The organism is Candidatus Methanocrinis alkalitolerans, from assembly GCF_029167205.1.
GTDB lineage: Archaea > Halobacteriota > Methanosarcinia > Methanotrichales > Methanotrichaceae > Methanocrinis > Methanocrinis alkalitolerans.
Genome location: NZ_JARFPL010000007.1, coordinates 55880 through 79531, shown reverse-complemented (window position 1 = coordinate 79531; position 23652 = coordinate 55880). Strand labels below are relative to the sequence as shown.

The 23652-nt window shown below is 59.3% G+C and carries 16 protein-coding genes; 6 read left to right on the top strand and 10 right to left on the bottom strand.

What is annotated here, in order from left to right:
- Positions 1-4010 (top strand): DUF7507 domain-containing protein (locus P0O24_RS03470; protein WP_316968340.1); only part of this gene is annotated, 4010 nt, incomplete at its 5' end.
- 86 nt (positions 4011-4096) lie between these two features.
- Here the strand turns inward: P0O24_RS03470 and P0O24_RS03465 are convergent.
- Positions 4097-4456 carry a winged helix-turn-helix transcriptional regulator gene (locus P0O24_RS03465; protein WP_316968339.1) on the bottom strand — a complete coding sequence of 120 codons (360 nt, stop codon included), beginning with the start codon at positions 4454-4456 and terminating at the stop codon, positions 4097-4099.
- A gap of 88 nt (positions 4457-4544) precedes the next feature.
- Between P0O24_RS03465 and P0O24_RS03460 the strand changes: the two genes are divergently transcribed.
- Together P0O24_RS03460 and P0O24_RS03455 are read left to right on the top strand one after the other, a co-directional pair.
- A complete protein-coding gene (locus tag P0O24_RS03460) occupies positions 4545-5381 on the top strand; it encodes a DUF166 domain-containing protein (RefSeq protein WP_316968338.1) in 837 nt (278 codons plus the stop codon).
- A 98-nt stretch (positions 5382-5479) separates the two neighbouring features.
- The gene (locus tag P0O24_RS03455) at positions 5480-6136 is read left to right on the top strand and encodes a nitrite/sulfite reductase domain-containing protein (RefSeq protein WP_316968337.1); all 657 of its coding nucleotides are present in this window, start codon (positions 5480-5482) and stop codon (positions 6134-6136) included.
- 76 nt (positions 6137-6212) lie between these two features.
- Here the strand turns inward: P0O24_RS03455 and thiC are convergent, their stop codons facing one another.
- The 3 genes from thiC to P0O24_RS03440 all read right to left on the bottom strand — a co-directional run bounded on the left by thiC (position 6213) and on the right by P0O24_RS03440 (position 10858).
- Entirely contained in the window at positions 6213-7472 is a 1260-nt protein-coding gene (gene thiC / locus P0O24_RS03450) for a phosphomethylpyrimidine synthase ThiC (RefSeq protein ID WP_316968336.1), read from the bottom strand.
- 46 nt (positions 7473-7518) lie between these two features.
- Positions 7519-8520 (bottom strand): AmmeMemoRadiSam system radical SAM enzyme, encoded by a 1002-nt coding sequence (amrS, locus tag P0O24_RS03445; protein WP_316968335.1) that lies wholly within the window; start codon positions 8518-8520, stop codon positions 7519-7521.
- Positions 8521-8824: 304 nt separating this feature from the next.
- Positions 8825-10858: an S-layer protein domain-containing protein gene (locus P0O24_RS03440; protein WP_316968334.1), complete on the bottom strand. Its 2034-nt coding sequence runs from the start codon at positions 10856-10858 to the stop codon at positions 8825-8827.
- Between the two features lie 506 nt (positions 10859-11364).
- Between P0O24_RS03440 and P0O24_RS03435 the strand changes: the two genes are divergently transcribed.
- A complete protein-coding gene (locus P0O24_RS03435; RefSeq protein WP_316968333.1) occupies positions 11365-12387 on the top strand; it encodes a histone deacetylase family protein in 1023 nt (340 codons plus the stop codon).
- Between the two features lie 12 nt (positions 12388-12399).
- On the opposite strand, the gene cca is transcribed toward P0O24_RS03435, so the two are convergent.
- From cca to P0O24_RS03415, 4 genes are all read right to left on the bottom strand, one after another.
- On the bottom strand, positions 12400-13725 hold the full coding sequence (cca, locus tag P0O24_RS03430) for a CCA tRNA nucleotidyltransferase (RefSeq protein WP_316968346.1): 1326 nt from the start codon (positions 13723-13725) through the stop codon (positions 12400-12402).
- 46 nt (positions 13726-13771) lie between these two features.
- Entirely contained in the window at positions 13772-14368 is a 597-nt protein-coding gene (gene thpR, locus P0O24_RS03425) for an RNA 2',3'-cyclic phosphodiesterase (RefSeq protein ID WP_316968332.1), read from the bottom strand.
- Between the two features lie 8 nt (positions 14369-14376).
- Positions 14377-16023 (bottom strand): dihydroxy-acid dehydratase, encoded by a 1647-nt coding sequence (gene ilvD, locus P0O24_RS03420; protein WP_316968331.1) that lies wholly within the window; start codon positions 16021-16023, stop codon positions 14377-14379.
- Positions 16024-16306: 283 nt separating this feature from the next.
- Positions 16307-17944 carry a hypothetical protein gene (locus tag P0O24_RS03415; protein ID WP_316968330.1) on the bottom strand — a complete coding sequence of 546 codons (1638 nt, stop codon included), beginning with the start codon at positions 17942-17944 and terminating at the stop codon, positions 16307-16309.
- A gap of 626 nt (positions 17945-18570) precedes the next feature.
- Between P0O24_RS03415 and P0O24_RS03410 the strand changes: the two genes are divergently transcribed.
- Together P0O24_RS03410 and P0O24_RS03405 are read left to right on the top strand one after the other, a co-directional pair.
- Positions 18571-20493 carry a sodium:solute symporter family protein gene (locus tag P0O24_RS03410; protein ID WP_316968329.1) on the top strand — a complete coding sequence of 641 codons (1923 nt, stop codon included), beginning with the start codon at positions 18571-18573 and terminating at the stop codon, positions 20491-20493.
- 16 nt (positions 20494-20509) lie between these two features.
- A complete protein-coding gene (locus tag P0O24_RS03405) occupies positions 20510-21715 on the top strand; it encodes an NAD(P)/FAD-dependent oxidoreductase (protein WP_316968328.1) in 1206 nt (401 codons plus the stop codon).
- Here P0O24_RS03405 and P0O24_RS03400 read toward each other — a convergent pair.
- Together P0O24_RS03400 and P0O24_RS03395 are read right to left on the bottom strand one after the other, a co-directional pair.
- Positions 21712-23031 (bottom strand): magnesium transporter, encoded by a 1320-nt coding sequence (locus P0O24_RS03400; RefSeq protein ID WP_316968327.1) that lies wholly within the window; start codon positions 23029-23031, stop codon positions 21712-21714. The genes P0O24_RS03405 and P0O24_RS03400 overlap by 4 nt on opposite strands.
- Positions 23032-23207: 176 nt before the next feature.
- A complete protein-coding gene (locus tag P0O24_RS03395) occupies positions 23208-23597 on the bottom strand; it encodes a 30S ribosomal protein S6e (protein WP_316968326.1) in 390 nt (129 codons plus the stop codon).
- Between the last annotated feature and the right edge of the window lie 55 nt (positions 23598-23652).

Below are 23652 nucleotides of genomic sequence, written 5' to 3'. Positions count from 1 at the left end.
ACCTGAACGTCGGCGAAAGCAAGACGTTCACCAAGACCGGGACGGCTTCGGTCGGACAGTACAGCAACACAGCAAAGGCCAACGGGACTTATCAGGAAGAGGAAGTCGAAGACTCCGATCCGAGCCACTACTTCGGCAGTGAGCCTGTGGTGCTGAACCCTGGACTGGAGGTTTATAAGACCGCATCTCCAACCACTGGAATCCCCTCCGATGCCGTCACCTTCACCATCGTCGTGAAGAATACCGGGGAGGTCCCCCTGAACCTCGAGGTTAACGACAGCCTCCCCGCGGGAATGAGCTACGTCTCTGCAGATCCCTACCCGGACAGCGTCGTCGAGAATGCGGACGGGACGACGACGATCGTTTGGGGTCCGGTCCTGGAAACCCTCGACCCTGGTAACGAGACGACGATCACCCTTGTAGGCCACATCGACGAGGATATACCCAAATCCGCCTCGACGACCGATACCCTCACCGTCCTCGGATCTCCCGATCTTGGGAAAGAAGGGAATTTGGCTGGCGAAGAGGTACTCTGGGTCCAGCAGTTCGGTGGAGGGGGCCTTGCCGATACCATTGAGGGTCTGATCTGGGTGAGGGTGAGGCTGGAGGTGGAGCTGGCCAAGATGGTCGAGCTTCGGGAGAGGTTCGATAAAGGGTCAGCTCGTCTCGTCGTCGACGTGGCGGAGGGCGACCTTCCTGGGTACGAGGTTTATAATTACACCAACCCCGCCACAAATGAGCGGCTCGTCCTCTTCATGGACGCCAGGGGGATTCTCACCAGGTCCGAATACCATAACCCCGGCATGGACGCGGTCCTCACCTCAGAGTACGGTCCCGATGGGTCCTTGATATTTGACGGCATCCTATTGGCCTCGAGGATGGAGGGGCTTTCCATCGACTACGACGTGCCCTCATCCGACTTCAAGATCAGGACGGTCTTCGACTACAACACCGGAGATACCCTCATCGAGACGGTGAATCCAAAAGGAGAGGTGATCCGGAGAGATTACAGGAAGACGCCGGGGGTACCCAAGTTCAAGGAGTTCCGGCTCCGCAACTCCGTTTCGGCGACCGGCAGCTCCGATGAAGGGACCGTTTCAGATTACGACTTCGCGGACGTGATAGTCAGCTACCACTCCGAGCTCAAGTTGACGAAGGTCGCATCGCCTATCATAGCCCGCGTCGGTGCCGTCATCACCTATAACTTCACCGTGGAGAACGTAGGCAGGACCACCATCAGCGACCTCGAGCTCTTCGACGACAGGCTGAACAGATACATAGACCTCAATAGAACGACGCTGAAGCCCGGAGAGGTGGCGTTCGGGGAGGCGGAATATACAGTAGTCTCCAGCGACCTGTTCGGTCCCATAGTGAACAACGCGACGGTGACCGGAACTGATCCCCAGGGCGACCTGATCGAGGATTCGGATACCGCCTTCGTCCCCTTGGCATTTCCAGGTGAATCGAGCATCGTTCTTACCAAGACCCCTGACAAGACCGAGGTCGAGGTAGGGGGAATCGTGACGTATACGTTCGTCGTCAAGAACCGCGGCCAGACCAACATTACTAACCTCGAGCTAATCGACAATAAGCTTCCCAACGTAAACGCCAGTATACTCAACACAAAGAACTTGACGCTTAAGCCCGGAGAAGAGGCGGTCGGGACTGCAAAGTACACGGTCCTCCCAGAAGATTTGCCGGGCCCCTTAGTCAACAACGCCAGGGTAACCGGAACTGATCCACAAGGCAATTTGAAAGAGGATTCTGCCTCTGCCAATGTTCAGATAAGGTCAGAGATTAGAGTGACGAAAACTGCTCTCCAGAAGTCGGTGAGGCCGGGAGACGAGGTGACGTATCAAATCAATGTAAGCATAAACGGGGGTACGTGCGGCGCGATAAAAGTCAGCGACGTATTTGATAGGCCGGTGGAGTTCGTCAGCGCCGACCCGTGGCCCTCGGCTAGGGGTGATCGTTGGCAAGAGTGGAATCTCAATGGATGTCGCAATATCACCCTCGTAGTCAGGGTCCCAAAGACGCAGGAGTTCACCTTCGACATGATCCAGGGCGTCTCGGGGGAGGGCTTCGTCAAAGTGGCCAACGATTACAGGACAGCACCGCCCTCTTATATCCTCACCAACACAGTCAAAGTCACGGATGTTGACAATGACACGGATGTTGACAATGACACGGAGACCGTCCTTGTTGGCGAAACTGGAACCGAGCTTCAGACTAGAGAGTACGGTAGCGGCAACTTCGACGTCGAAGAGCGGGTCTCTATCTTCACCGCGAACAAGTCGATCGAGTGGGAAGAGGACCTCTCTGCCACCTACAAGCCCACTTCGATAACCCTCTACAACAACAGAACCGTGGCTTTCGACTCCGCCTGGGTCAAGAAAGCCAGGGCTAAAAATTACGTCACCGGCACCACCATGACCGAGACATATCACGACGCCGTCCGGCTCGACCGCGAGTCGCGCATGTTCCTCGACAAGAACGAGTCGGTGATGGAGGTAGATAGCGACTTCGACGGCCGGGGTCACATCGGGTTCCTGAAGATGCCCTCCAACACCTCGGACCCCAAGGTGCCTCCCACCTTCGAGCTGCGGGAGGACTACGTCGGAAGCTTCAAGATCCTCCAGAGGGTCGACGAGTACGGACGGGGAGTCTCCTACGAGAAGTCGGCGGCGGGATCGGGGCTCGTCGTCGGGGACAGACGGATCGGCTCCTCCCAGAGGTCTTACGAGTCGGGGACCGGAGCCTACGACTCGGAGGAGATCATCGAGACCGCCACCAACTACATCGCAAAAGACATAAGCCTCGTATACGCCCCCATGAGCTCGAAGCTCACCGACGACGTCTCCATAGAGGCCTCCGTAAAGTGGAAGGAAGGGATCTACTCGAAGACCCCGGGGATAAGTTACATTGGAGAGGGGTACACCTCCATCGACCGGCTCGATAAAGAATCGGTCTTCAGGGGCCTAAACGACCTCTCGACGGAGGCCGATTTCGTCGGCTCTGCACGATACAGGGTCGTGGTGGCTGATAGATCCGGGAACGAGACCGGGAACGTCTCCGGCAAGAAGAGGTCTGATGCGCTCATCGACTTCGACGAGGTCTATTCAGGAGATTACTCCATAGCAAGACGGATTCTCCTGGAGGGCGTTCCGAAGTACGACCATCCCCACATATCCCTATCCAAGGTGGGAGAGGGCAACGCCAACTTAAGCCAGGTCCACTACATCATCACCGTCGCCAATGACGGCAACGCTCCCCTTGAGAACGTAACCATCGAGGATACCTTCCCGAGAGGGACTGCGTATCTCAGCTCATCCCGAAGGCCCGACGTGATCGCCGCCGACAGGGCGATATGGAACATCGAGGAGGGCTTGGCCGCAGGCGGAGTCCTGAATATCGACCTCACCCTCGACGTCACCGAGGGCGCAGGGGGGCTCGTCAACGTCGTCAAGGCGACGGCCGACGCCGGGAACGATACCGTCCTCACCGCCAGCAACTTCTCGGTCCTGGAGGCGGGATGGCTATCCTGCTGCCCCGATGAGATCTTCGCCAGCAAGACTGCCGCAGTAGATCCGGTCCTCAATAACGTCGTCCTGTACAGGCTGACGGTCCAGAACCTCCAGGACCGTCCGGTCGTCGCCAGGATCGAGGACACCCTCCCCCAGGGTATGGACCTCCTCGGATCGTCTATGATGCCGTCGGAGCATGACCGGTCGAGGGGGCTCATCGCCTGGGTCGTCGCAGATCTGAAGCCCGGAGAGGTAAAGAGCATCGAGTACCTCGTAGAGGCCCGTTACCCAGGCCGCTATTTGAACGTCGCTGAGGTCGATCCGTACACCCTCGACGGCGAAGAGCTCCGGATGGTGAGCGTCTCCGCCGTCGTCGAGGTCGGCCCCTTTGATGAGGCGGAGGCACCCCCCTGCTGGACGCCGCCGGACTGGGGGTTTTTGTACAGCCCCATCACGTGGGAGATGACGTGCGATGGGGCCTTCTGAGGGGATCGCCAGTGAAGGCCTCTCCCCGCCCCAAACCTTTTTCGGGGCTTTGAGATTGCCGACAGCTGGGCGGAGGTCGGGTCCGATCAGAGGACGCACTCGGAGCAGTCGATGCAGCTGCACTCTATGTTGGTGATCTTCCACTTGAGCGCCCACCGCTTCATCTCCTTGACGATCTCCACGATCTCAAGGCCGCTCTCCGTCAGGGAGTATTCGGCCTTCGCAGGGAAGGACCCTTCATCGACCCTCCTCTCCACGAGCCCTTCCCTCTCCAGCTCCTTCAGCCTCGCCGAGAGCACCTTCGCGGTGATCCCGGCGAGGCAGCTCTTCAGCTCGCTGAACCGCCTCTTATGCCCTTCGCCCTTGTATAGCTCCAGGAGGATGAGGAGGGTCCACTTCCGGGCAATGTACTTCACCGTCCTGTTGACGGTGCAACCTTCCTGCATGGTATCCTGGTGGAAACCTCCAAGCCTATATACGTTGGTATCCTAAGTATACCATGGCGGGGAAGGACGCCCCACCAGGAGCTAGATTATGAAGGTCGTGGTATTCTACAGCGGCGAGTTCGGAAGGACCCTCATCGGAAACCTGGTCAACGCCTCGGGGTTCTGCATATCCTGCGGCGATGCCTGCACCCTCTGCAAATCCGGCAAGTACAGCCTCGCCGAGGATCTCGTCTCCGTCATCGAGATGCCCGACCCCGACACCCTCGACGACTTCCTCGACGACGCCGACCCCTACATACCGCCGGATATACCCGAGGCGGATATCGCCATCGTCTCCAACGTCCACCCCGACATCATCTTCGGCCTTTTGCCGATCCTGAAAGATAAAGGGTATCGGGGGATCATCGGCGGATCGGAGAGGCCCAAAGAGCTCCCCCTGGGCCTTCGGACCCAGCTCGCCGAGGAGGCGGATAAGCTCGGCCTGGAGGCGGCCTTCGCCAAGCCCTTCTGCGCCCTCCGCCCCGATCCGGCAAATCCGACCATATCGGCCTTCATGGAGAAGGCCCACTTCGGCGAGCCGAAGATAGAGGTCCTCACCCAGAAGAGCCGGGCGGGCAAGGAGACGATCCTCGCCGCCAACGTAGTCAGGTCCGCACCCTGCGGGTCCACATGGTACGTCGCCAAGAGGATGACCGGCCTTGAGACCGACCAGCCGGACCTGCGGGAGAGGATCTCCGAGGCCCACCACGCGTACCCCTGCACCGCCAGCATGGACCAGGACCCTGAGCTGAAAGACACCATCCTCCACAAGGCGGGCTACATCATCAGGGAGGCGGTGGAGGAGGCCATCGGACGGAGCGAGAGGGCGGAGCCGAAAGACTCGGGGACGTTCTCCGGATCGGGGAGGCCACGGGTGGAGGGGTGACGGCCGAACGCCATATTTTTGGATAGTTTTGATATAGGTTGATGGCCCAGAGAGACGGAAGAGAAAGAGAGGATAAAAAACAAAGGAGCTGGAAGTACATGGCAAAAGACCTGATGGAAAAAGGAGCGATCCTCCAGAGAGACAAAGAGACGTACGCCATCGCCCCCCACATCGCGGGAGGGATCATCGACCCGGCGGGTCTTAAGAAGATCGCCGAGGTGGCGGAGAAGTACAACGCAGCGGCCCTAAAGATAACCTCAGCCCAGAGGATAGCCATCGTCGGCCTCAAGCCCGAGGACCTGGACTTTGCCTGGGCGGACCTGGGGATGAAGCCGGGGGCTGCGATAGGTCTCTGCGTCAGGTCCGTCAAGATCTGTCCGGGGACGACCTTCTGCAAGAGGGGGCTACAGGACTCCGTCGGCGTCGGCCTGAAGCTCGATGAGTTGTATCATGGGATGGATATGCCCTCCAAGTTCAAGATGGGGGTCTCGGGCTGCCCCAACTCCTGCGCCGAGCCCGCCGTCAAGGACCTGGGACTCATGGGGACGGCCAAAGGCTGGACCGTCCTGGTGGGAGGAAACGCGGCCCGTAAGCCCCGGCTCGGGGTCGTCCTGGCGGAGGCGCTCTCCGACGAAGAGGCTCTGGCTCTGGTGGAGAAGGTGATCGGCTACTACAAGGCCAACGCCGAGAAACAGAGGCTCGGCGAGTTCATCGAAGAGATCGGCTTTGAGAAGTTCCAGGGAGAGGTCCTCTGAGTTCATGGTAGTTTGAAGGGCTTGAGGGGAGAGGGGCGATGGTGTGCGGCTCGATCTGGCTGACAATCGCCGATGATCACCGGAGATGGTCTTCCATGATGGCGATGGCGCAGTACTTCCCGCACATGGTGCAGCCGTCCGTTCCGCCGCGAGAACGGATCTCCATCGCCCTATCTCCGTCGATGGCGAGCTTGAACTGATCCCCCCAGTTCCTCTTTCTCCTATGCCTCGCCAGCATCTCGTCCTCGAGCCTTGGTCCGTACTTCATGGTGTCGCCGATGTGGGCCGCGATCTTGAAGGCCACCACCCCCTCTCTAACCTGGGCTGCATCGGGGAGGGCGAGGTGCTCGGAGGGGGTTATGTAACAGAGGTAGTCGGCCCCGGCGCCGGCCGCCATGGCTCCTCCAACGGATCCGGCGATGTGGTCGTACCCGACGCCGATATCTATGGGGAGGGGGCCGGCGACGAATAGGGGCCTATAGTTCGTTCGTTTCTTGTAGAGGGCGACGTATTCGGGTATCTTATCCGGCCTGACGTGGCCCCCCATCCCCTCCACGATCACCTGGACCCCCAGATCGTTCGCCCTCTTCGCCAGGTCAGCGTTCATCTCCATCTCCGCCACCTGTACCGCGTCCATGGGGTCGGAGATGCACCCGCTCCTCATGGTGTTTCCCAGAGATAGGACCGCGTCCCTTTCGGCGAGGACCCCGCATATCTCGTCGAAATGGGCGAGGAAGGGGTTCTCCTCGCCCTTCTGGAGCATCCATGCCGACGTGAAGGAGCCGCCCTTGGAGACGACCCCCATGATCCTCTTCGCCCTCTTCAGCTCCACCAGCATATCGAGGGTGATGGCCGCATGGACGACGACGGACGACGCCCCCGCCCCGACCTGCTTTCTGATGGTCTGGAGGATTTCGCCCCCGGTTATGGAGTCGAAGGAGCCCTTCTCGGCGACGGCCTGATAGATGGGGACCGTCGTTAGGGGGGCGCTGGTCGCCTTTTTGATCCTCCTGAATATCTCGTCGATGGGACCCCCCATGGAGAGGTCGGTGACGGTGTCGGCGCCGTACCTCTCGGCGGCCATCGCCTTCTCCACCTCCCCATCGGGATCGATGAGATCGGCGGAGGTCCCGACGTTGGCGTTTACCTTCGTCCTCAGCCCCTCCCCGATCCCCAGGGGTGGTTTGCCGTCTCTCACCATTACGACAGCTCGGCCTGCAGCCACCCTCCTCTGCAGAAGATCGGGGGCCATCCCCTCCGCCTCGGCCACCACGCTGATGGCCGGAGACTCTTCGCCGCCGATGGCGGCCCAAAGAAGGTTCTCTTTCGACGACATATTCAGACCTGGGCAAAATCCAGATAACCCCGTCCCGCCGGGGAGATCACCATATCCCAGGAACCTCCTCGCCGCAGGAAGGGCACCTGCCGCCGACGACCCCGTTCCTCGCCACCCGAAAGCCTAACCGCTCCACCAGCGCCTCGCCGCAACGCGGACAGGTCGTGTTCTCGTCCTCGCCGGGGATATTCCCACCGTAGACGAAGTGCAGCCCCGCTCCCCTTCCGATCTCCACCGCCCTCCGGATCGTCTTTGCGGCCGTTGGTGGGGCGTCCCTCAGCTTGTAGGTGGGGTAGAAGGCGGTGACGTGCCAGGGGATATCCGGGCAGATCCCGGAGAGAAACTCGGCGATATCCCGGAGCTTCTCGTCGGAGTCGTTGTATCCGGGGATGAGGAGGGTCGTCACCTCCACCCATATCCCAAGGCTCCACAAAAGCTCGATCGTCCTCTTGACGGGCTCCAATCTCGCTGCGCAGACCTTCTTATAAAATTCGTCGTCGCCCTTCAGGTCGACGTTGATGGCGTCGAGGTACGGCTCGATCGTCCTCGCCGCCTCTTCGGTCATGTAGCCGTTGCTGACGAAGACGTTCTTTAATCCTTTATCCGCCGCAAGCCTGGAGACGTCGAGGGCATACTCAAAGAATATCGTCGGCTCGGTGTAGGTGTATGCGACCGAGATGCAGCTGGCTGCCAGGGCCTCGGCCACCACCCTCTCAGGCTCGACGAACTGCCCCGGTATGACCCCTTCGTCGGCCGGGATCTGGGATATGTCGGCGTTCTGGCAATGGAGGCACCTGAAGTTGCAGCCCGCCGTGGCGATGGAGTAGCTGAGGTGGCCGGGGATGAAGTGGTAGAGGGGCTTCTTCTCTATCGGGTCGACGTGCATGGCGATGAGCTTGCCGTAGACGAGGGTATTGAGGGTCCCTCCATCGTTCTTTCGCACGCCGCAGATCCCCCTCTTCTCGGGCTTTATCCGGCATCTGTGGCTGCATAGGCCGCACCGAACATCTCCTCCATCGATCTTCTCGTAAAACATCGCTTCGGTCATCTCGATCACCACCCATCCGGGGAGAAAAGATCTCACCAAATAAGTGGTGATCATCAGTTATAATTATTTCCCTTATAATTATTCTCCAGAGAGCCGACGACGACGACGTCTGCGATTCTCATCGCCTTCGCCCCTCAAGCCGAATGGCAGGAGATGGGAACGATGACGACGGATGGGAGAGGCGAATAGAGAGATCGTTAAAGAATATGGAGAGAAGGGCTACAGGATAAGGATGAGGCCGGACGAGAATACAGGATGGATAAAAGAAAAGGCGGAAGAGCTCTTGGCTCTTCCAGATACTTTATTACTCTCTCTTCCTCAAGACGAGGTAGGATACCGCCAGAAGGCCGGTGATGGCGAAGACAGCCTCGAATCCGGGGATGCCATTCTCTTCCTCGGGCTCCTCTACCGGCTCCTCATGTACGGGCTCCTCGACGACGGGCTCCTCAACGACGACGGGCTCGACGACGGGCTCCTCAACGACGACGGGCTCGACTACCGGCTCAGGGGCGGCGACGGGCACGGGAGCGGGCTCCTCATCCTCAGCCTCGATGGTCATCTCCTTGTAGATGTAGAACCGCAGGGGGTTCTCAGGGGAGATATCATCCTGGTCGGCGGTCTTGATCCTGATGTTCTCCATCAGAGAGACGTCCCGCTTCTTGGTGAGGGTGATCTTGTTGTCCTCGTTGTTCATCATGATCGTCTTGGCGTCGGCGTCCACCGTCTGGATCGTCATCTTGTCGTACTCGGTGTCCTCCTCGATATCGGCGTAGGTGTCGGAGATCTGCCAGATGCCGTTTACGGTGGCAAGGTCAGTCTCGGCGCCGCGGAAGGCGTTCTTGAAGTGGACAGCTATGGTCACGATCTTCTCGGTGTCGCCCAGGTCCTTCTTGTAGATGTAGGTCTTGTCCTTGAGGGTTGCGCCGGCCTTGGAGGGCTCGATTACGGCGGCGTCGACGACTGCGCCGTTCTTCATCAGCTGAACGAAGACCTTGTTGCCGTCGAGGTCGATCGCCTGGATGGCGAGCTCATAGTCCTCGGCGAGCTTCAGGGGCGTCCCGCTGGCGAAGGTCCTCTCTTCATCGTCGTCAATAAGAACCCTGGAGAGCTGCTCGTCCTTCATCAGGTTGGCATCGGTGGATTCGGTAAAGAGGTGGCTGCCCTCGTCGTAAGCTGCGAAGTACTCTTCAGCCAAAAAGCCGATGGTCCAGTACTGACCCCACTGATCGAAGTCGAACTTGGAGTTCTGGGCCTCAGTGGTATAGACGACGCCGTTGGGCTCTTCGAGAGCGTTGCCGGTGATCGTCATGGTGATCTTCTCGGTGCCGAGGTTGTCATCGATGTCGTAGTAGAAGCCGGCGAAGGATGAAACATCCCACTCAACGGTTCCCATTCCGAGGTCCTTGAAAGTTCCCCTGATCTCGTAGGTCCCAGGCTCCGTTATCTCCTTGTAGAAGAAGAACCGCAGGGGGTTCTCAGGGGAGATATCGTCCTGGTCGGCGGTCCTGATCCTGATGTTCTCCATCAAAGAGACGTCCCGCTTCTTGGTGAGGGTGATCTTGTTGTCCTCGTTGTTCATCATGATCGTCTTGGCGTCGGCGTCCACCGTCTGGATCGTCATCTTGTCGTACTCGGTGTCCTCCTCAACGTCCTTGTAGGCGTCGGAGATCTGCCAGATTCCGTCGATGGTCGCGAGGTCGGTGTCGGCGCCGCGGAAGGCGTTCTTGAAGTGGACGGCCACGATCACGATCTTCTCGGTGTCGCCCAGGTCCTTCTTGTAGACGTAGGTCTTGTCCTTGAGGGTTGCGCCGGCCTTGGAGGGCTCGACTACGGCCGCGTCGACGACTGCGCCGTTCTTCATCAGCTGGACGAAGACCTTGTTGCCGTCGAGGTCGATCGCCTGGATGGCGAGCTCATAGTCCTCGGCGAGCTTCAGGGGCGTGCCGGTGGTGAAGGTCCTCTCCTCGTCATCGTCCATCAGGACCCTGGAGAGCTGCTCGTCCTTCATCAGGTTGGTGTCGGTGGACTCATCAAAGAGGAGGCCTCCCTCAACGTAAGCGGCAAAGTACTCATCAGCCAAGAAGCCGATGGTCCAGTACTCGCCCCAACCCTCGAAGTCGAAGTCGTTCCTCTGGGCTTCAGTCATGTAGACGACGCCGTTGGGCTCATCGAGAGCGTTGCCGGTGATCGTCACAGTGAGGGACTCTCTGCCCAGGTCCTCGTCGATGTCATAGTAGAGAGCTGCAAACTCCTGCGGGCCCCAGGTATAGACTGCGCCGTCTACAACATCGGCCACAGGACCGCGGATCTCCACCTTGTCGACTGCGCTTACTGCCATCGCTGACGCGAGCAGCACCATAAATGCGGTAAGCGTAATCGCGGTCACTTTCTTCATTATATCAATAACCTCCTACTTTTCCCCTATGGGGTTAGGTTCACGCAGCATACAGTATGATTATTCTTAAAACTATTGCCCACACTGATCTTCCCGCCGCTGCGGCGTGGCCAAGCGGCGCCACCAGGTGCCGTTTGGCATCAATATGACACTGTATAGCTGCATCACCCTCCCGATCCCTTTGGGACTATGGAGATATTGTAGAGGATTTCACCATATATCTTTTGTGGTCTCTCTCTCGAAACATAATCCCCCTTGCACCCGAAATTTGGGATGGAAAGCCTCCCGGATAAGCTAAGAGCTCTCACCGATCCGGGGATTAGGGCCAACCCCACAGAGCAGATCTCTGCGACGACGATAAAAGAGTATGCACCAAAGGAAGGAAGAAGAGGTGCGAAGGAAGGTCCAGGGAAAGTTGTTTCTACATAAGAGCCGATAGATGGGAGCATATGGCGCGAACTGGGCTTATATACCACCCCATCTACCTGGAGCACGAGACCGACGGCCATCCCGAGAGGAAGGAGCGGCTCACCACGATCCTCGAGAAGATAGAGTCCTCGAACCTCGACCTGGAGTTCATCACCCCCCGGCCCGCCACCCTGGAGGAGGTGGGGACGATCCACTCTCACGGATACATAGAAGAGGTGAGGGCCGTCTCCGAGCGGGGTGGAGGATATCTGGACCTGGATACCGTCGTATCATCGAGGTCTTATGAAGCCGCCCTCATGGCGGCGGGGGGGGTGATCACCGGCATCGAACTGGTGAACGACGGCCTGGATAACGCCTTCGCCCTGGTGAGGCCCCCAGGGCATCATGCCCTCCCCAACAGGGGGATGGGGTTTTGCATATTCAACAACGTCGCCATCGGGGCGAGGTCAGCCCAGAAGATGGGGCTACATAAGGTCCTCATCGTCGACTGGGACGTCCACCACGGCAACGGGACGAGCGCCGTATTCTACGACGATCCGACGGTCCTTTATTTCTCCACCCACCAGTCGCCCCACTATCCGGGGACCGGGAGGGTGAGAGAGCTGGGGATGGACGGAGCCGAGGGGTTCACGGTGAACGTACCCCTCCCCTGGGGGACGGGAGACTCCGGCTACTTCGCCGCCTTCGAGGAGGTGCTCAAGCCCGTGGCCCTGGAGTTCTCCCCCGACATCGTCCTCGTCTCCGCCGGCCAGGACCCCCATGCAGCCGACCCCCTCAGCAGTATGAACCTCACCACCGAGGCCTTCGGATATATGGCGGCGGCGGTCAAAGAGATCGCCGACTCCTGCTGCCAGGGGAGGCTCGTAGGCGCCCTGGAGGGAGGATACAACCTCGACGCCCTCTCCGACTCGATGGTGGCCATATTGAGGTCCTTCAAAGGTGAGGCACCGCCGCGGATCGATGTGGAGATGGACCCGAGGGCGTCGGAGAGGATCGATGAGGCGAAGAGGGCGATGGCCCCCTACTGGAGCTGCTTCTCGTAAAAAGAAGGGGGTTCATCCGATCTTCTGTCGCGCCGAAAAGTACCTGGCCAAAAAGGCCCGAAACTCCGGGTCTTCAATCTTCAAAAGCTCGATGCCCCCGTATATCTTGTAGCGACGCTTCAGCTCGCGGCCCAGGTGGCGGCCCATGGATAGGGACGCCACCCGACCTTCGAGGAGGTCTGAGGCTAAAACGAACCTCCGGGGAACCTCCACCACCACCCGACCGTCCTGGACGTAAGGGCCCGAAAGGGGGTGGGGGTGGCTTTCGACGAACTTCTTTGCGTGCTCCGCCTCCCAAGCCGGCGGGCCGACCCTCCTCTCCACCTCCGGAAGGGTCGCCACCTCCAGCTCGAAGAGGATCCTGATGACGCCGCAGATCTTCGATCTTCTCCCGCCGTTCCCATCGCCCATCTCAAAGCTGACCTCTTTATGCCAGTCGGCATCCGACCGGAGGACCGAGAAGCCGCTCCTGTGGAAGAGGGCGCGGACCGACTCCTCCGCCTTTCGAAGCTGCGGGAATATCACGTCCTCCACCTGGTCGGGGGCCGGAAACTCCAGCAGGAGGAGGGTGCTCTTTCGCCTATCCAGCTCCTCGCGAAGCTCCTGATCGTTCAACGGCGCAGGGGGAGACGGGAAGAAGAAGTCCAGGTCCGGCTCCTCCAGAAATAGACGGGACGCGGAGACGAACGTGAACATTCTGTCCAGGGTAAGGGCGGCGGCGACGTTCCGGGCCGGATCGACGGGGTCGACGACGACCAGGGGGTCGGCGTGGTCCCGGGAAGAATGGGCCGAGAGGTCCATCACCTCCCCCGGCCGCCAGAGGCCGGCCTCTTCCAGGACGGCGAGGAAGGTGCCGTACCTGATGATGAGGAGCTCCGCCAGGTACCCGGAGAAGCCCCCGACCTTCAGCTCCGACCCGTAGACCCCGATCCCCTTCATGAACTGCTTTGTGAGGAGGACCTCGTCCTCGAGCCCCCCGATCCTGGCCGAGACGTACCGGCTGTGAAAGGGGGTCCTGTCAACGGCGGAGATGATCTTTGAGGCGTCCTCCACCAGGTAGCAGGGGACGAGGTCTATCTGGAACCCCTCGAAGGTGGCGCGGACGTAAGCGTGCTCTGCGTACCTCTCCTCGTGCTCCGGCGCCACGAGCCTTCCCATCTCCAGAGCGGGGAGGAGGGGCGACCCCTCGGGGACGCCGATGAATACATCCAGGTCGTGGTCTCCCGAGAGCCACGTCCCCCTGGCGGCAGACCCCGCCAGGATCGGCTCGCATTCGACCCCCATCGCCTCGGCCAGCTCTTCGATCCGCGCGACGATCTTCTCGGCGACGAAGGCCAGCCTCGCTCGCTCCTCGACTGACGGCCTTACCCGGGAGAGGACCTGCTCAAGGACGGGAGAGGGGGAAGGCTGCGACGTCCTCGTAGATGGGGCCTCCAGGGGTGAGGGTGCTCTTCTTCAGAATGAACTCCTCCGCCGTGAACTCGCCGAGGTCGACATCCCTATAGGGGGCGAGCTTTGAAGCGAGGAGGGCCGTAGTCTCGGGGGTGGGCCATCCAACTCTCGCGATGGTGGCGTGGGATGTGAACTTCCGCGCCTCGCGGGGAAAGCCCAGGGGGACGAGGGCCTCCTCGACGGCGGAGAAGAGGGGCTCAAAATCCCCCAGCGCCCCGATCCAGACGACCCTGATGGACCTTCCGGGAAAAGTCCCGATACCCGCCACCCTGGCGGTGAAGGCCGGCTGCTCGACGGTCCTGAGGGCTCCGACTACCCGGTCCATCTTCGGGAGAGGAACGTCCCCCAGGAACTTGAGGGTGACGTGGATGAGGTCGGGTTTTACGAGCCTCACCCCCGGAAGGTCGATCTCCTCCTGGAGCTTGGCGATATCCTCACGGATCGAGGCGGGGATCTCCACGGCGACAAAAGACCTGACCCCCCTGGCAGCCCCTCCGCCCTTATTTGATCTCGTCCTCTTTTCAGCCATCTATCGACCTACCTGAGAACCCCGCCCCGGCTCGCCGAGGTGACGGACCTGCTGTACCTCGCCAGCATCCCCTTCGCGACCTTGGGGGCGGGGGGCTTCCAGGCGGCCCTCCGCCTCTCGAAGGTCTCCGGGTCCACGAGGAGGTCGATCCTCCGGCCTTCGATATCGATTCCTATCTCGTCGCCGTCCTCCACCAGGGCTATGGGCCCGCCGACAGCCGCCTCGGGGCATACGTGGCCGATGCAGGGACCTCTGGTTCCTCCGGAGAACCGGCCGTCGGTGACGAGGGCTACGGAGTCGCCGAGGCCAGCCCCCTGGATCGCAGACGTCGGCGAGAGGGTCTCCCTCATGCCGGGCCCCCCCTTCGGCCCCTCGTACCTGATGACGACGACGTCTCCGGCGACGACTTTGCCTCCGACTATCCCCGCCAGCGCCTCTTCTTCGGAGTTGTAGACCTTGGCGGGGCCGGTGTGCTTCCTCATCGACCCGGTGACCGCCGTCTGCTTGACGACGGAACCCTCGGGAGCGAGGGACCCCTTCAGGATCGCGATCCCGCCCTCGGGATGGACGGGGTCGTCCAGGGTTTTTACGACCTTCGCGTAGGTCTCGGGGTTGGCGGGCCTGAACTCGGCGATCTCCTCGCCGAGGGTCCTGCCCGTCACCGTCAGGACGTCCAGGTGGAGCTTCGACTCCAGCCGCTTCATCACCGCGGGGATCCCCCCGGCCCGCTCCAGGTCGAGGATGTGGTAGGGGCCGCCGGGCCTGAGGTTGACGAGGTGGGGGGTCTCCCGGCTCAATCTATCGAAATCCGCGAGGTCGAGGTCGATATCGAACTCCGAGGCGACCGCCGGTATATGGAGGGCGGTGTTGGTGGAGCCGCCGATGGCCATGTCCATCCGAATGGCGTTCTCGATCGATTTGGGGGTTACGATATTCCTTGCGGTGATCCCCTTCTCGATCAGCTCGACGATCTTCACCCCCGACTTCTTCGCGATCCTCATCTTCTTCGCGTCGGCGGCGTGGGCGGTGGCGCAACCGGGGAGGCTCATCCCCAGGGTCTCCGTGAGGCAGGCCATGGTGTTGGCGGTAAAGAGGCCGGCGCAGGACCCGGCTCCCGGGCATGCGAGGCTCTCCAGGACCTCCAGCACCTCGCCCCCCTTCTGCCATCCTTCGAAGACGTCGATGAGGTCCAGCTCCTTATCGCAGGCGAAGCCGGGGTACATGGGGCCTCCGGTGACGGCTATCGCCGGAAGGTCGAGCCTGCCGGCCGCCATCAGATGTCCCGGAACGATCTTGTCGCAGGAGGAGATCAAGACCATCCCGTCGAGCTGGTGGGACTCCATCATCACCTCGATGGTATCCTCGATGATCTCCCGGCTGGGAAGAGAGTACCTCATCCCCCGGTGGCCCATGGCGATCCCGTCGCAGAGGCCGATGGTGTGAAACTCGAAGGGGACGCCCCCCGCCATCCTGATCCCGGCCTTAACCGCCTGGGAGATCTTATCCAGGTGAATGTGGCCGGGTATGAACTCATTCCAGGAGTTCGCGACCCCGACGAAGGGGCGACCCATCTCCTCGTCGATGAGCCCTGTAGCCTTGAGGAGCGCCCGATGGGGCGCCCTCTCGGGCCCAACCTTGGTGATATCGCTTCTCATGAGAAGAACCTCAAAACCAGGCTAAGATTTCGTATCTTATTAAGTAGTTGGTGATTATTTGCCCTATTAGGATTCGGTCGCGTACTCGATCTACTGAAAATCGCCACTCGAATCGAATTCAAGGGACGTATTTTCCGCCAAACAGCCATTACGTCACCCGTTAGCGCTATTCAGTAATCTGGGTACGCGACCTAGGATTCCAATGAAGGGACCAAATATGTCATCCAGATCGAGGATTTAAAACAAATAGGGCCGATATAATGGCCCACAAATTAGTATAAAACTAAGGATATGTCATTGTCGCCACCTTTCTATTTACATCAGAATGGTGGATCGTATCAGCATAATCCTCAGTTTCTTTCCCTTTAACCGCGACACTGAGATCGAATGAAGTCGATTCTGGCCGAATATCCCACAATGCTGGATCCCAATATACAAATGCGCTATATTCGCCTTTAGGCGGTATTGTGCCTTTCTTCCAATAAACAGTCTCGGCCTGAACTTCGCTCTCGTTGTCATAATAGCGAACTACTCGCACGTCTGGATTAAAAATATCGCTACCAATACACCAAATAGTATCATCATTGGGTGTTACAATACCCAACGCTATTGGTCCACCCGACGGCCAATTTAAGGTGATTTGGATATCACCAGCCACCTCATCGATATCACTCCTGGTCAAGTTCTCTGGCTCAGGTAATGGTATCGTCCTTGGAAGTTCCCATTCATAACTCGCTTCGGTCCTTGTTAATCCGAATATATTCGACCGCCACACATAATCAGGAAGATCCCTAAAACGTTGTCCGCTCTCAAGTTCTTGATCGGTCAATATTGCAACGATTCCATAAGTGGTACCTATATGCTCTGGGTGTATCCTGGGATCTTCTCCAAAATAAACATTTGACCGCCAAAGGCCATCCGAATAAGTTTCAGTATCCTGAACCCACCATGGACCAAATGCCTCCTTGGGCCAAACGAGAAGGTATGCATTTAATCCGGATGCCTCTTTTGCCGAGTAATTGCCCCCAACGGTATACATCCATGAAACGTTTCCACCATCTTGAGGCTTAATGATCTCTACATAGGTTTCATTATCGGGTATTTTTGGGAGAAGCTCCCACTCATAACCCGCACCTGTCCTAGTCACTTCGATCTGATCAGACCGCCCTACATGAGGAGGGAGATCTGTGAATCTCTGCCCAGCTCTTAGTTCTTCATCCGTTGCCACTGCAATGACCGTATAGGCGGTGCCTATATCCTCATCGCGACCTCTCCCAAAGTAGGCGTAAGACCTCCAACTTCCGTTAGACACTGTTTCGGTCTCCTGGACCCACCACGGACCGAAGGCCTCGTTGGGCCAGACGAGAACGTAGACCTTTAATCCCGAATTCACGGTGGCTGAAGAATTGCCTTGGAGAGTGTACATCCACGAAACTTCTCCATTATCCTGAGGTTTGCCGATATCTACAAAATAATCCTCTGTTGGAACTTGATCGGCCATTATCGCCCCGACTCTCGTTACCGTGACCGGATCAGATTTCGCCTCGTGGTCTGGGATATCTGCGAATCTCTGCCCAGGGTTTAGCTCTTCCTCCGTTAGTATCGCGATGACGCTATAGGTGGTGCCTATGTCCTCATCAGTGCCTCGCCCAAAGTAAGCCTGAGACTTCCAACTACCATCAGGATTTGTATTGGTCTCCTGAACCCACCACGGACCGAAGGCCTCATTGGGCCAGACGAGAACGTAGGCCTTTAATCCCGAACCCACCGTGGTCGAAGAGTCGCCTTCAACAGTGTAAATCCACGTAACTTCCCCACCATCCAGCGGTTTATCAATCTCTATAAAATGCTGGCCGCTGGAAGTGCCCGCAAAAAGCAGAACAAGAGACGCCATCAAAGCTAAGAACAACTTTGAGTTCATCCAAATTTTCCTCCTTAACTGTGATCCATCAAGAATAATAGGTTAAATAAATTATGCTCTTTTCAGTTATTTTGAATATATCCGGCATTTCGCATTAACGGTTTGAACGCTCATTAATTTTCCTGCTATCGATTTTTTGAGAATAGATATCAATCGACTCTGTATAGAGATCAAATAAGGCCAGCTTCATAAAGACTAAGAATATAATTATTAAATTTTTATAATATACTGAATTGTTAATATCGTGTTGACAAATTCTAGTAAAATTATTTTAAACAAAATTTAAGTTAAACGTTTGAATTTATGCACATTTTGGCAAGCAATAAATTCTTAATTTTGCATAGCCTTACTGCGGAATGCCGGATATATGCCAGTTAGGAGGATAATTGATGGCTTGGGGCGGTATTCGGATGAATTTTATGAAGGAGAATTAATAGAATAGATCATGGGCAGCCGTCCCAACGACCTGCCCAGTCTTCTTGATAAATAATTCATAAGAATATATAATGTGTTCAGGATATGGGTTTGTCCATCATAGTAGTGTAGCGCTAATGCACGACCGCCTTAAAAAATAGCTCATCTCATCCCTTAAATATTCGCGATCCCTCTGGATCAGAGGTGACCGAATGGATTCCTATCATCTCTTCCTCTTGCTTTTGGGGCTTTACATAGCGGTGCTCATCGGTATCGGCCTTCGATCGTCCCGGGGGCAGAGATCCGTAGTGGACTTCTGGCTGGCGGGGCGGGAGATCGGGACCGCCAACGTCGGCCTCTCGGCCGCGGCTTCGTGGCTGACGGCTTCGGCCCTCCTCCTGGCGACGGGGCTCTTCTTATCCATAGGCATCGGATCGATCTGGGTATGGGTCTTTCCCAACGTCGCGGGGCTATTGATCATCGCCCTCATAGCCAAGAGGGTGAAGAAGATCCCGGCGATGACCCAGCCGGAGCTCCTGGAGATCAGGTACCATCCCATCGTCAGGGCCCCGGTGGCCATCGCCATAGCCGTCACCATGATCCTCTTCGCGGTGACGGACTTCATAGGGTTCAAGCTCGTCCTCTCGGCATTCTTCGGCGTCCCTCCCCACTACGCCGTCATGATCATGGCGGTGGCGGTCTCCATATACGTCAGCCTGGGAGGGTTTCGGGCCGTCGTCTGGACCGACGCCCTCCAGTTCACCTTCCTGGCGGGGGTCGCCGTCGCCGTCGCCATCCTCGCGACGAAGGCGTCCATCGACGGCGGGGCGACCCTTGCCGCCGCCTCGGCCTCCCTGGGAGCCGACTGGTGGAACCTCTTCATCCTGGGGGGCTTAACCGGTGCCCTCGTCCTCCAGCTCGCCCTCCTCCCCGGCTGGGTCGCAGAGCAGGACCCCTGGCAGAAGATCTGGGCGGCCCGCGACGACGGGTCGGCCAGGCGCGGCCTCGTCCTCGGCGCCGTCCTCCTGGCCGTCGTATACCTCGCCTGCCTGGTCACCGCCGTCGCCCTCAGGACGATATACCCCATCCCCGGTGGCGAGATCGAGGCTGAGATCCTCTACCTATCCTTCATCCAGGAGAGCCTTCCCGGTGCCGCCGTCGCCGTAGTGGCGATAGGGTTTGCCGCCGCCTCCATGTCCTGCGCCGACACCTTCGCCACCTCGGGAGCCTCGTGCATATCCCGGGACATCGTCCAGAGGCACATGCGGCCCCAGGCCACCATGAAGGAGATGCTCGTCATAAACAGGGTCCTCGTCATCGTCATGATCGCCATCGCCGCAGCCGTTGCCCTGAGGGTCGACAGCATCGTCGAGGCGGTGATCATCGCGACGGTCATCGGAACGACCTCCTACTTCTTTCCCATCATCGGCGGCCTCTTCTGGAAACGGGCGACTCGGTGGGGCGCCCTCGCGGCGGTGATCGTCGGCGGCGGAACCCAGATCGGCCTCATATCCTACGAGAAGCTCATCCTGAAGGCGCCCCTGGAGACGGCGGCGCCGAAGATCGCCAGCTACGGGCTCCTCGCCGAGCACGGGGTCCTCATAGGCCTCTCCTTATCCGCCCTCGTCTTCGTCGGGATATCCCTCGCTACAGCCCGGCCCGAGGCGGTGAGGCTCGCCCCCTTCTTCGATGAGGTGGGGCGGGAGGTCTACGGCGAAGGCCACATCGCCGCCGACAGGACCGATCCCGAATGGAGGAGGGTCACCTCCAGGATCGAGGAGAAGATCTCCGGCGACAGGGCCCACCTCCACCTCCGCCTCGACGTTGGGCCCCTCCTCGCCGACGGCGGCAAGATCGAGGGAGAGCTCCATTGGAACGAGTTTTTGGAGCGGCTGGAAAGAGAGCATCCCGCCTGGTTTGAGCTGACGGGAAAAGATACCCTCTACCGGCTCACCCAGGCCGACATGCTCGCATCGGTGAAGATGGTCCGGGGAGACCGTCTCCAGATCTGGCTATCGGCGGAGCCGAATGTAGATCTGGTCGAGAGGCAGAAAGACGAGATCTACATCTCCTGGCTGGAGATCGAGGAGACGCTCCTGGGGCTGGGGCTCTCGGCGAGGGCGGCGAGCCGATGAAAGGAGAGAGCGATCGATGAGGAGATACGACACAGATATCGAGGTCGCCGTGGTGGGGGCGGGGCCGGCGGGATCTTCCGCCGCCGAGACGGCGGCGAGGCTGGGGGCGAAAGTCGTCCTCATCGAGAGGAAGAGGGAGATGGGAACCCCCGTCCAGTGCGGCGGGTTCCTCCCGGAGGTCTCCGAGCTGGAGGCGCTCCTCCCCCGGGCGGTGATCCCCGAGGCCGCGGCCGAGATCCCAGAGAAATACGTCCTTGCCAGAACCCGGGTCCAGAGGATCTTCTCCCCCTCCGGAGACGCCAAGGAGTTTTCTGTCCGGGGAAGGGTCGTCGACAGGAGGAGCTTCGACCGCCACCTCGCCTGGAGGGCGGCGAGGGCGGGGGCCGAAGTCCTGGTGGATACCAGAGCGGACCTCTCGGGGGGGAGCCTGCACCTCTCGGGGGGGAGATCCGGGACGGTGGAGGCTCAGGCGATCATAGGCGCCGACGGCCCCTCCTCGGCCACCGCGAGGGGTGCGAATCTGGCCAGAAGGCAGGAGGCAGGGGTCTGTATCGAGTACGAGATGGCGGCCGTCAATATCGATCCCGGTGCGGCGGAGATGTACTTTGGGACAAAAGCCGCCCCCGGCGGTTACGCCTGGATAATACCCCTCGGCGAAGACGTCGCGAACGTAGGAGTCGGGACGAGGCCCGCATACCTCCACGGACGGAGGATTCACGATATCCTCGACTCCTTCATCGCCGACCATCGGATTGCGAAAGATAAGCTCCGGGGGGGGAAGGTTACGGCGGTGATGCGGGGGGTCGTCCCGGCAGGGGGAATGCCGCCCGCGATCCAGAGGGGAAACGTCCTCCTGGCGGGAGATGCCGCCGGGATGGTGATGGCCACTTCCGGTGGCGGAATACCCCTCGCCATGGTGGGGGGCGCCTTGGCAGGAGAGGTGGCGGCCCGGGCCGTCTCCGGCGACGGGTCCCTCACAGATTACACGCTGCGGATCGCCGAGGCGATGGGGCGGGAGCTAAAAAACTCCGTCAGGATCAGAGAGGTCGTCGACAGGACGTTGAGGTCCGACCGGCTGATGGACGGACTCTTCGCGATGCTACCTGCGGACCAGATGAAGGCGACGATGAGAGGACAGATCCCAAAAGCCCTGGAGAGGGCGCAGGATATTATCAAAAAGAGGTCGACGACCCCATCAGGATCTGGAGAAGGTTCGGATTAAAGGGCGACCGAGACGACGGCGAGGGTCGCGACGATGAGAGATGCAGTCCCCAGGACGTCCATGACGCTGGTTATCATCGGTATCGTCACGTTGTCGGGGTCGAAGCCGACCCTGACGAAGAAGCGGGTGAACGAGTAGGTGACCAGGATCGTGAGGATGGTGGTGAAGAAACCGGCCACAAGACAGATCGTCATGATCTCGGAGAAGCCCAGAGCGTCCATCCCGGAGGCCCTGGATACGGCGTAGCTGAGGAGCCCCAGGGTGGGAAATAGGAAGGCTGATAGGACGAGGGTGCAGCCGAAGTTGATCTTCGTCTCCTCCTCGAGCTTTCTGCCCATCTTGATCATCCCCAGGTGATATGCCGACGTCAGCCTCGATGAGAGGATGCCCCCGAGGTTTCCGCCGACGGCGTTGAATACCGGTATCAGCAAGAGGACCGTCGATAAGGCGACGAGCATCTCCTCGTATATCCCCATGAAGAGTCCTGCCACGGTGCTGAAGAGGGTAGCGATGATCAGAATTGGCATCGACTGTCTTACGATCCTCGCCATCAGTTGGTGATTTGAGCCGATGCCGTAAACTACGGAGGCGGTCGATGCAAAGATGAAAAAGAGGGTCGCCCCCATGGTGAGGGGATCGGCGAGGGTCGAGACGAAGATGGCGGTCCCGAAGAGGATGGGTATCGTGATCACGTCCCCTGCGACGGTGATGAAAGGTACGGAGATGTTGTCGGGGTCCCAGCCCTTCCGGAAGCTTTTGTCTATGACCAGGAGGGTGAACCCAAGGAGGATGAGGCCGGAGAATATGCTGCTCAATACGGATATCAGCATCAGCTCGTAGATGCTGAGGGTATCGAGGCCGACGGCGATGCCGAAACCCTTCACCACGAAGGCAAGGACCATCGAGACGGTGAGGACCTGGATCGCGACGCCCGCCACCTGCTGGCGGAGGGGCTCCGACCTCGATAGAGGTGGGGAGATCTCCCCGGTGTGGAGGCTGGTTCCGAGCCTCGCCCCGAAGGTCCCAAAGATCGTCCCTCGCATGTCGATGGCGCCAGGTATCAGAATTATCAGGCCGGGGTAGAGGGCGAGGAGATGTGATAGGTTGGCGAGGGATAAGCCCGCGACCATCGAGGTGACGGCGCAGATCACCAGGGCGAAGAAGCTCTGTTTAACGATCCTGGATATCCTGATCAGATCCGAGGCCAGGCCGCCGTCGTCGAAGTTCAGATCCGCTGGCATGGCCACTAAAAGCGATTGCTCCGAAGCATCCCTGGAGATGAACGGCGCCTCTTCTTTCGCCTCGAACTCGACCATGAGCCGAACCTCGCGAAGGTTTAGGCGGGGGGTCTGGCGGATGGGCCTCTTCTGCCATGCTGACGTCCTCCATCAATTCATCGGGGGCGGCCCGTATCCTCCGACCGCACGTTTCCGGATGGCGATAAAAACCCACATATAGCGGTCTTTCGGATCGGGCCGAGTTGAACGACCGATCATTCGGCGGGGGCGGCTCCCAGAAGCTCCTCCACCGGTTTGGCGCCCCGTTCGGTGATCTTGGCGTTGATTTGACCGACGTCAGCAGATATGTCCCGACCGTGAACGGTCTTCCTCTTCCTCTTCCCCTGCTCGGAAGGGTGGTAGCCGGTACCGCCAGTGATGAGGATCTTCCTCCTCTTGGACCCGGGCAGGTCGCGGCGGAGGGGGAACCCTTCTCGATCGCTTCCGCCGGTGATCTCTATCGAATAGCCGGGCATCCCCACGGCGTCGCCGTCGATGACGTCGCCGATCTTTCGGCCGAGGAACTTGTTGGCGGCGGCGTCCTTCGCCTCCACCTGGTAAGCTTTCCCGCTCTTGGGATCTGAAATAACAACTCTAAAGTCCATTCTTTTTCTCTCCGCAACTGAAACAGGGGCACACTACGCCCCATCAATATATAAA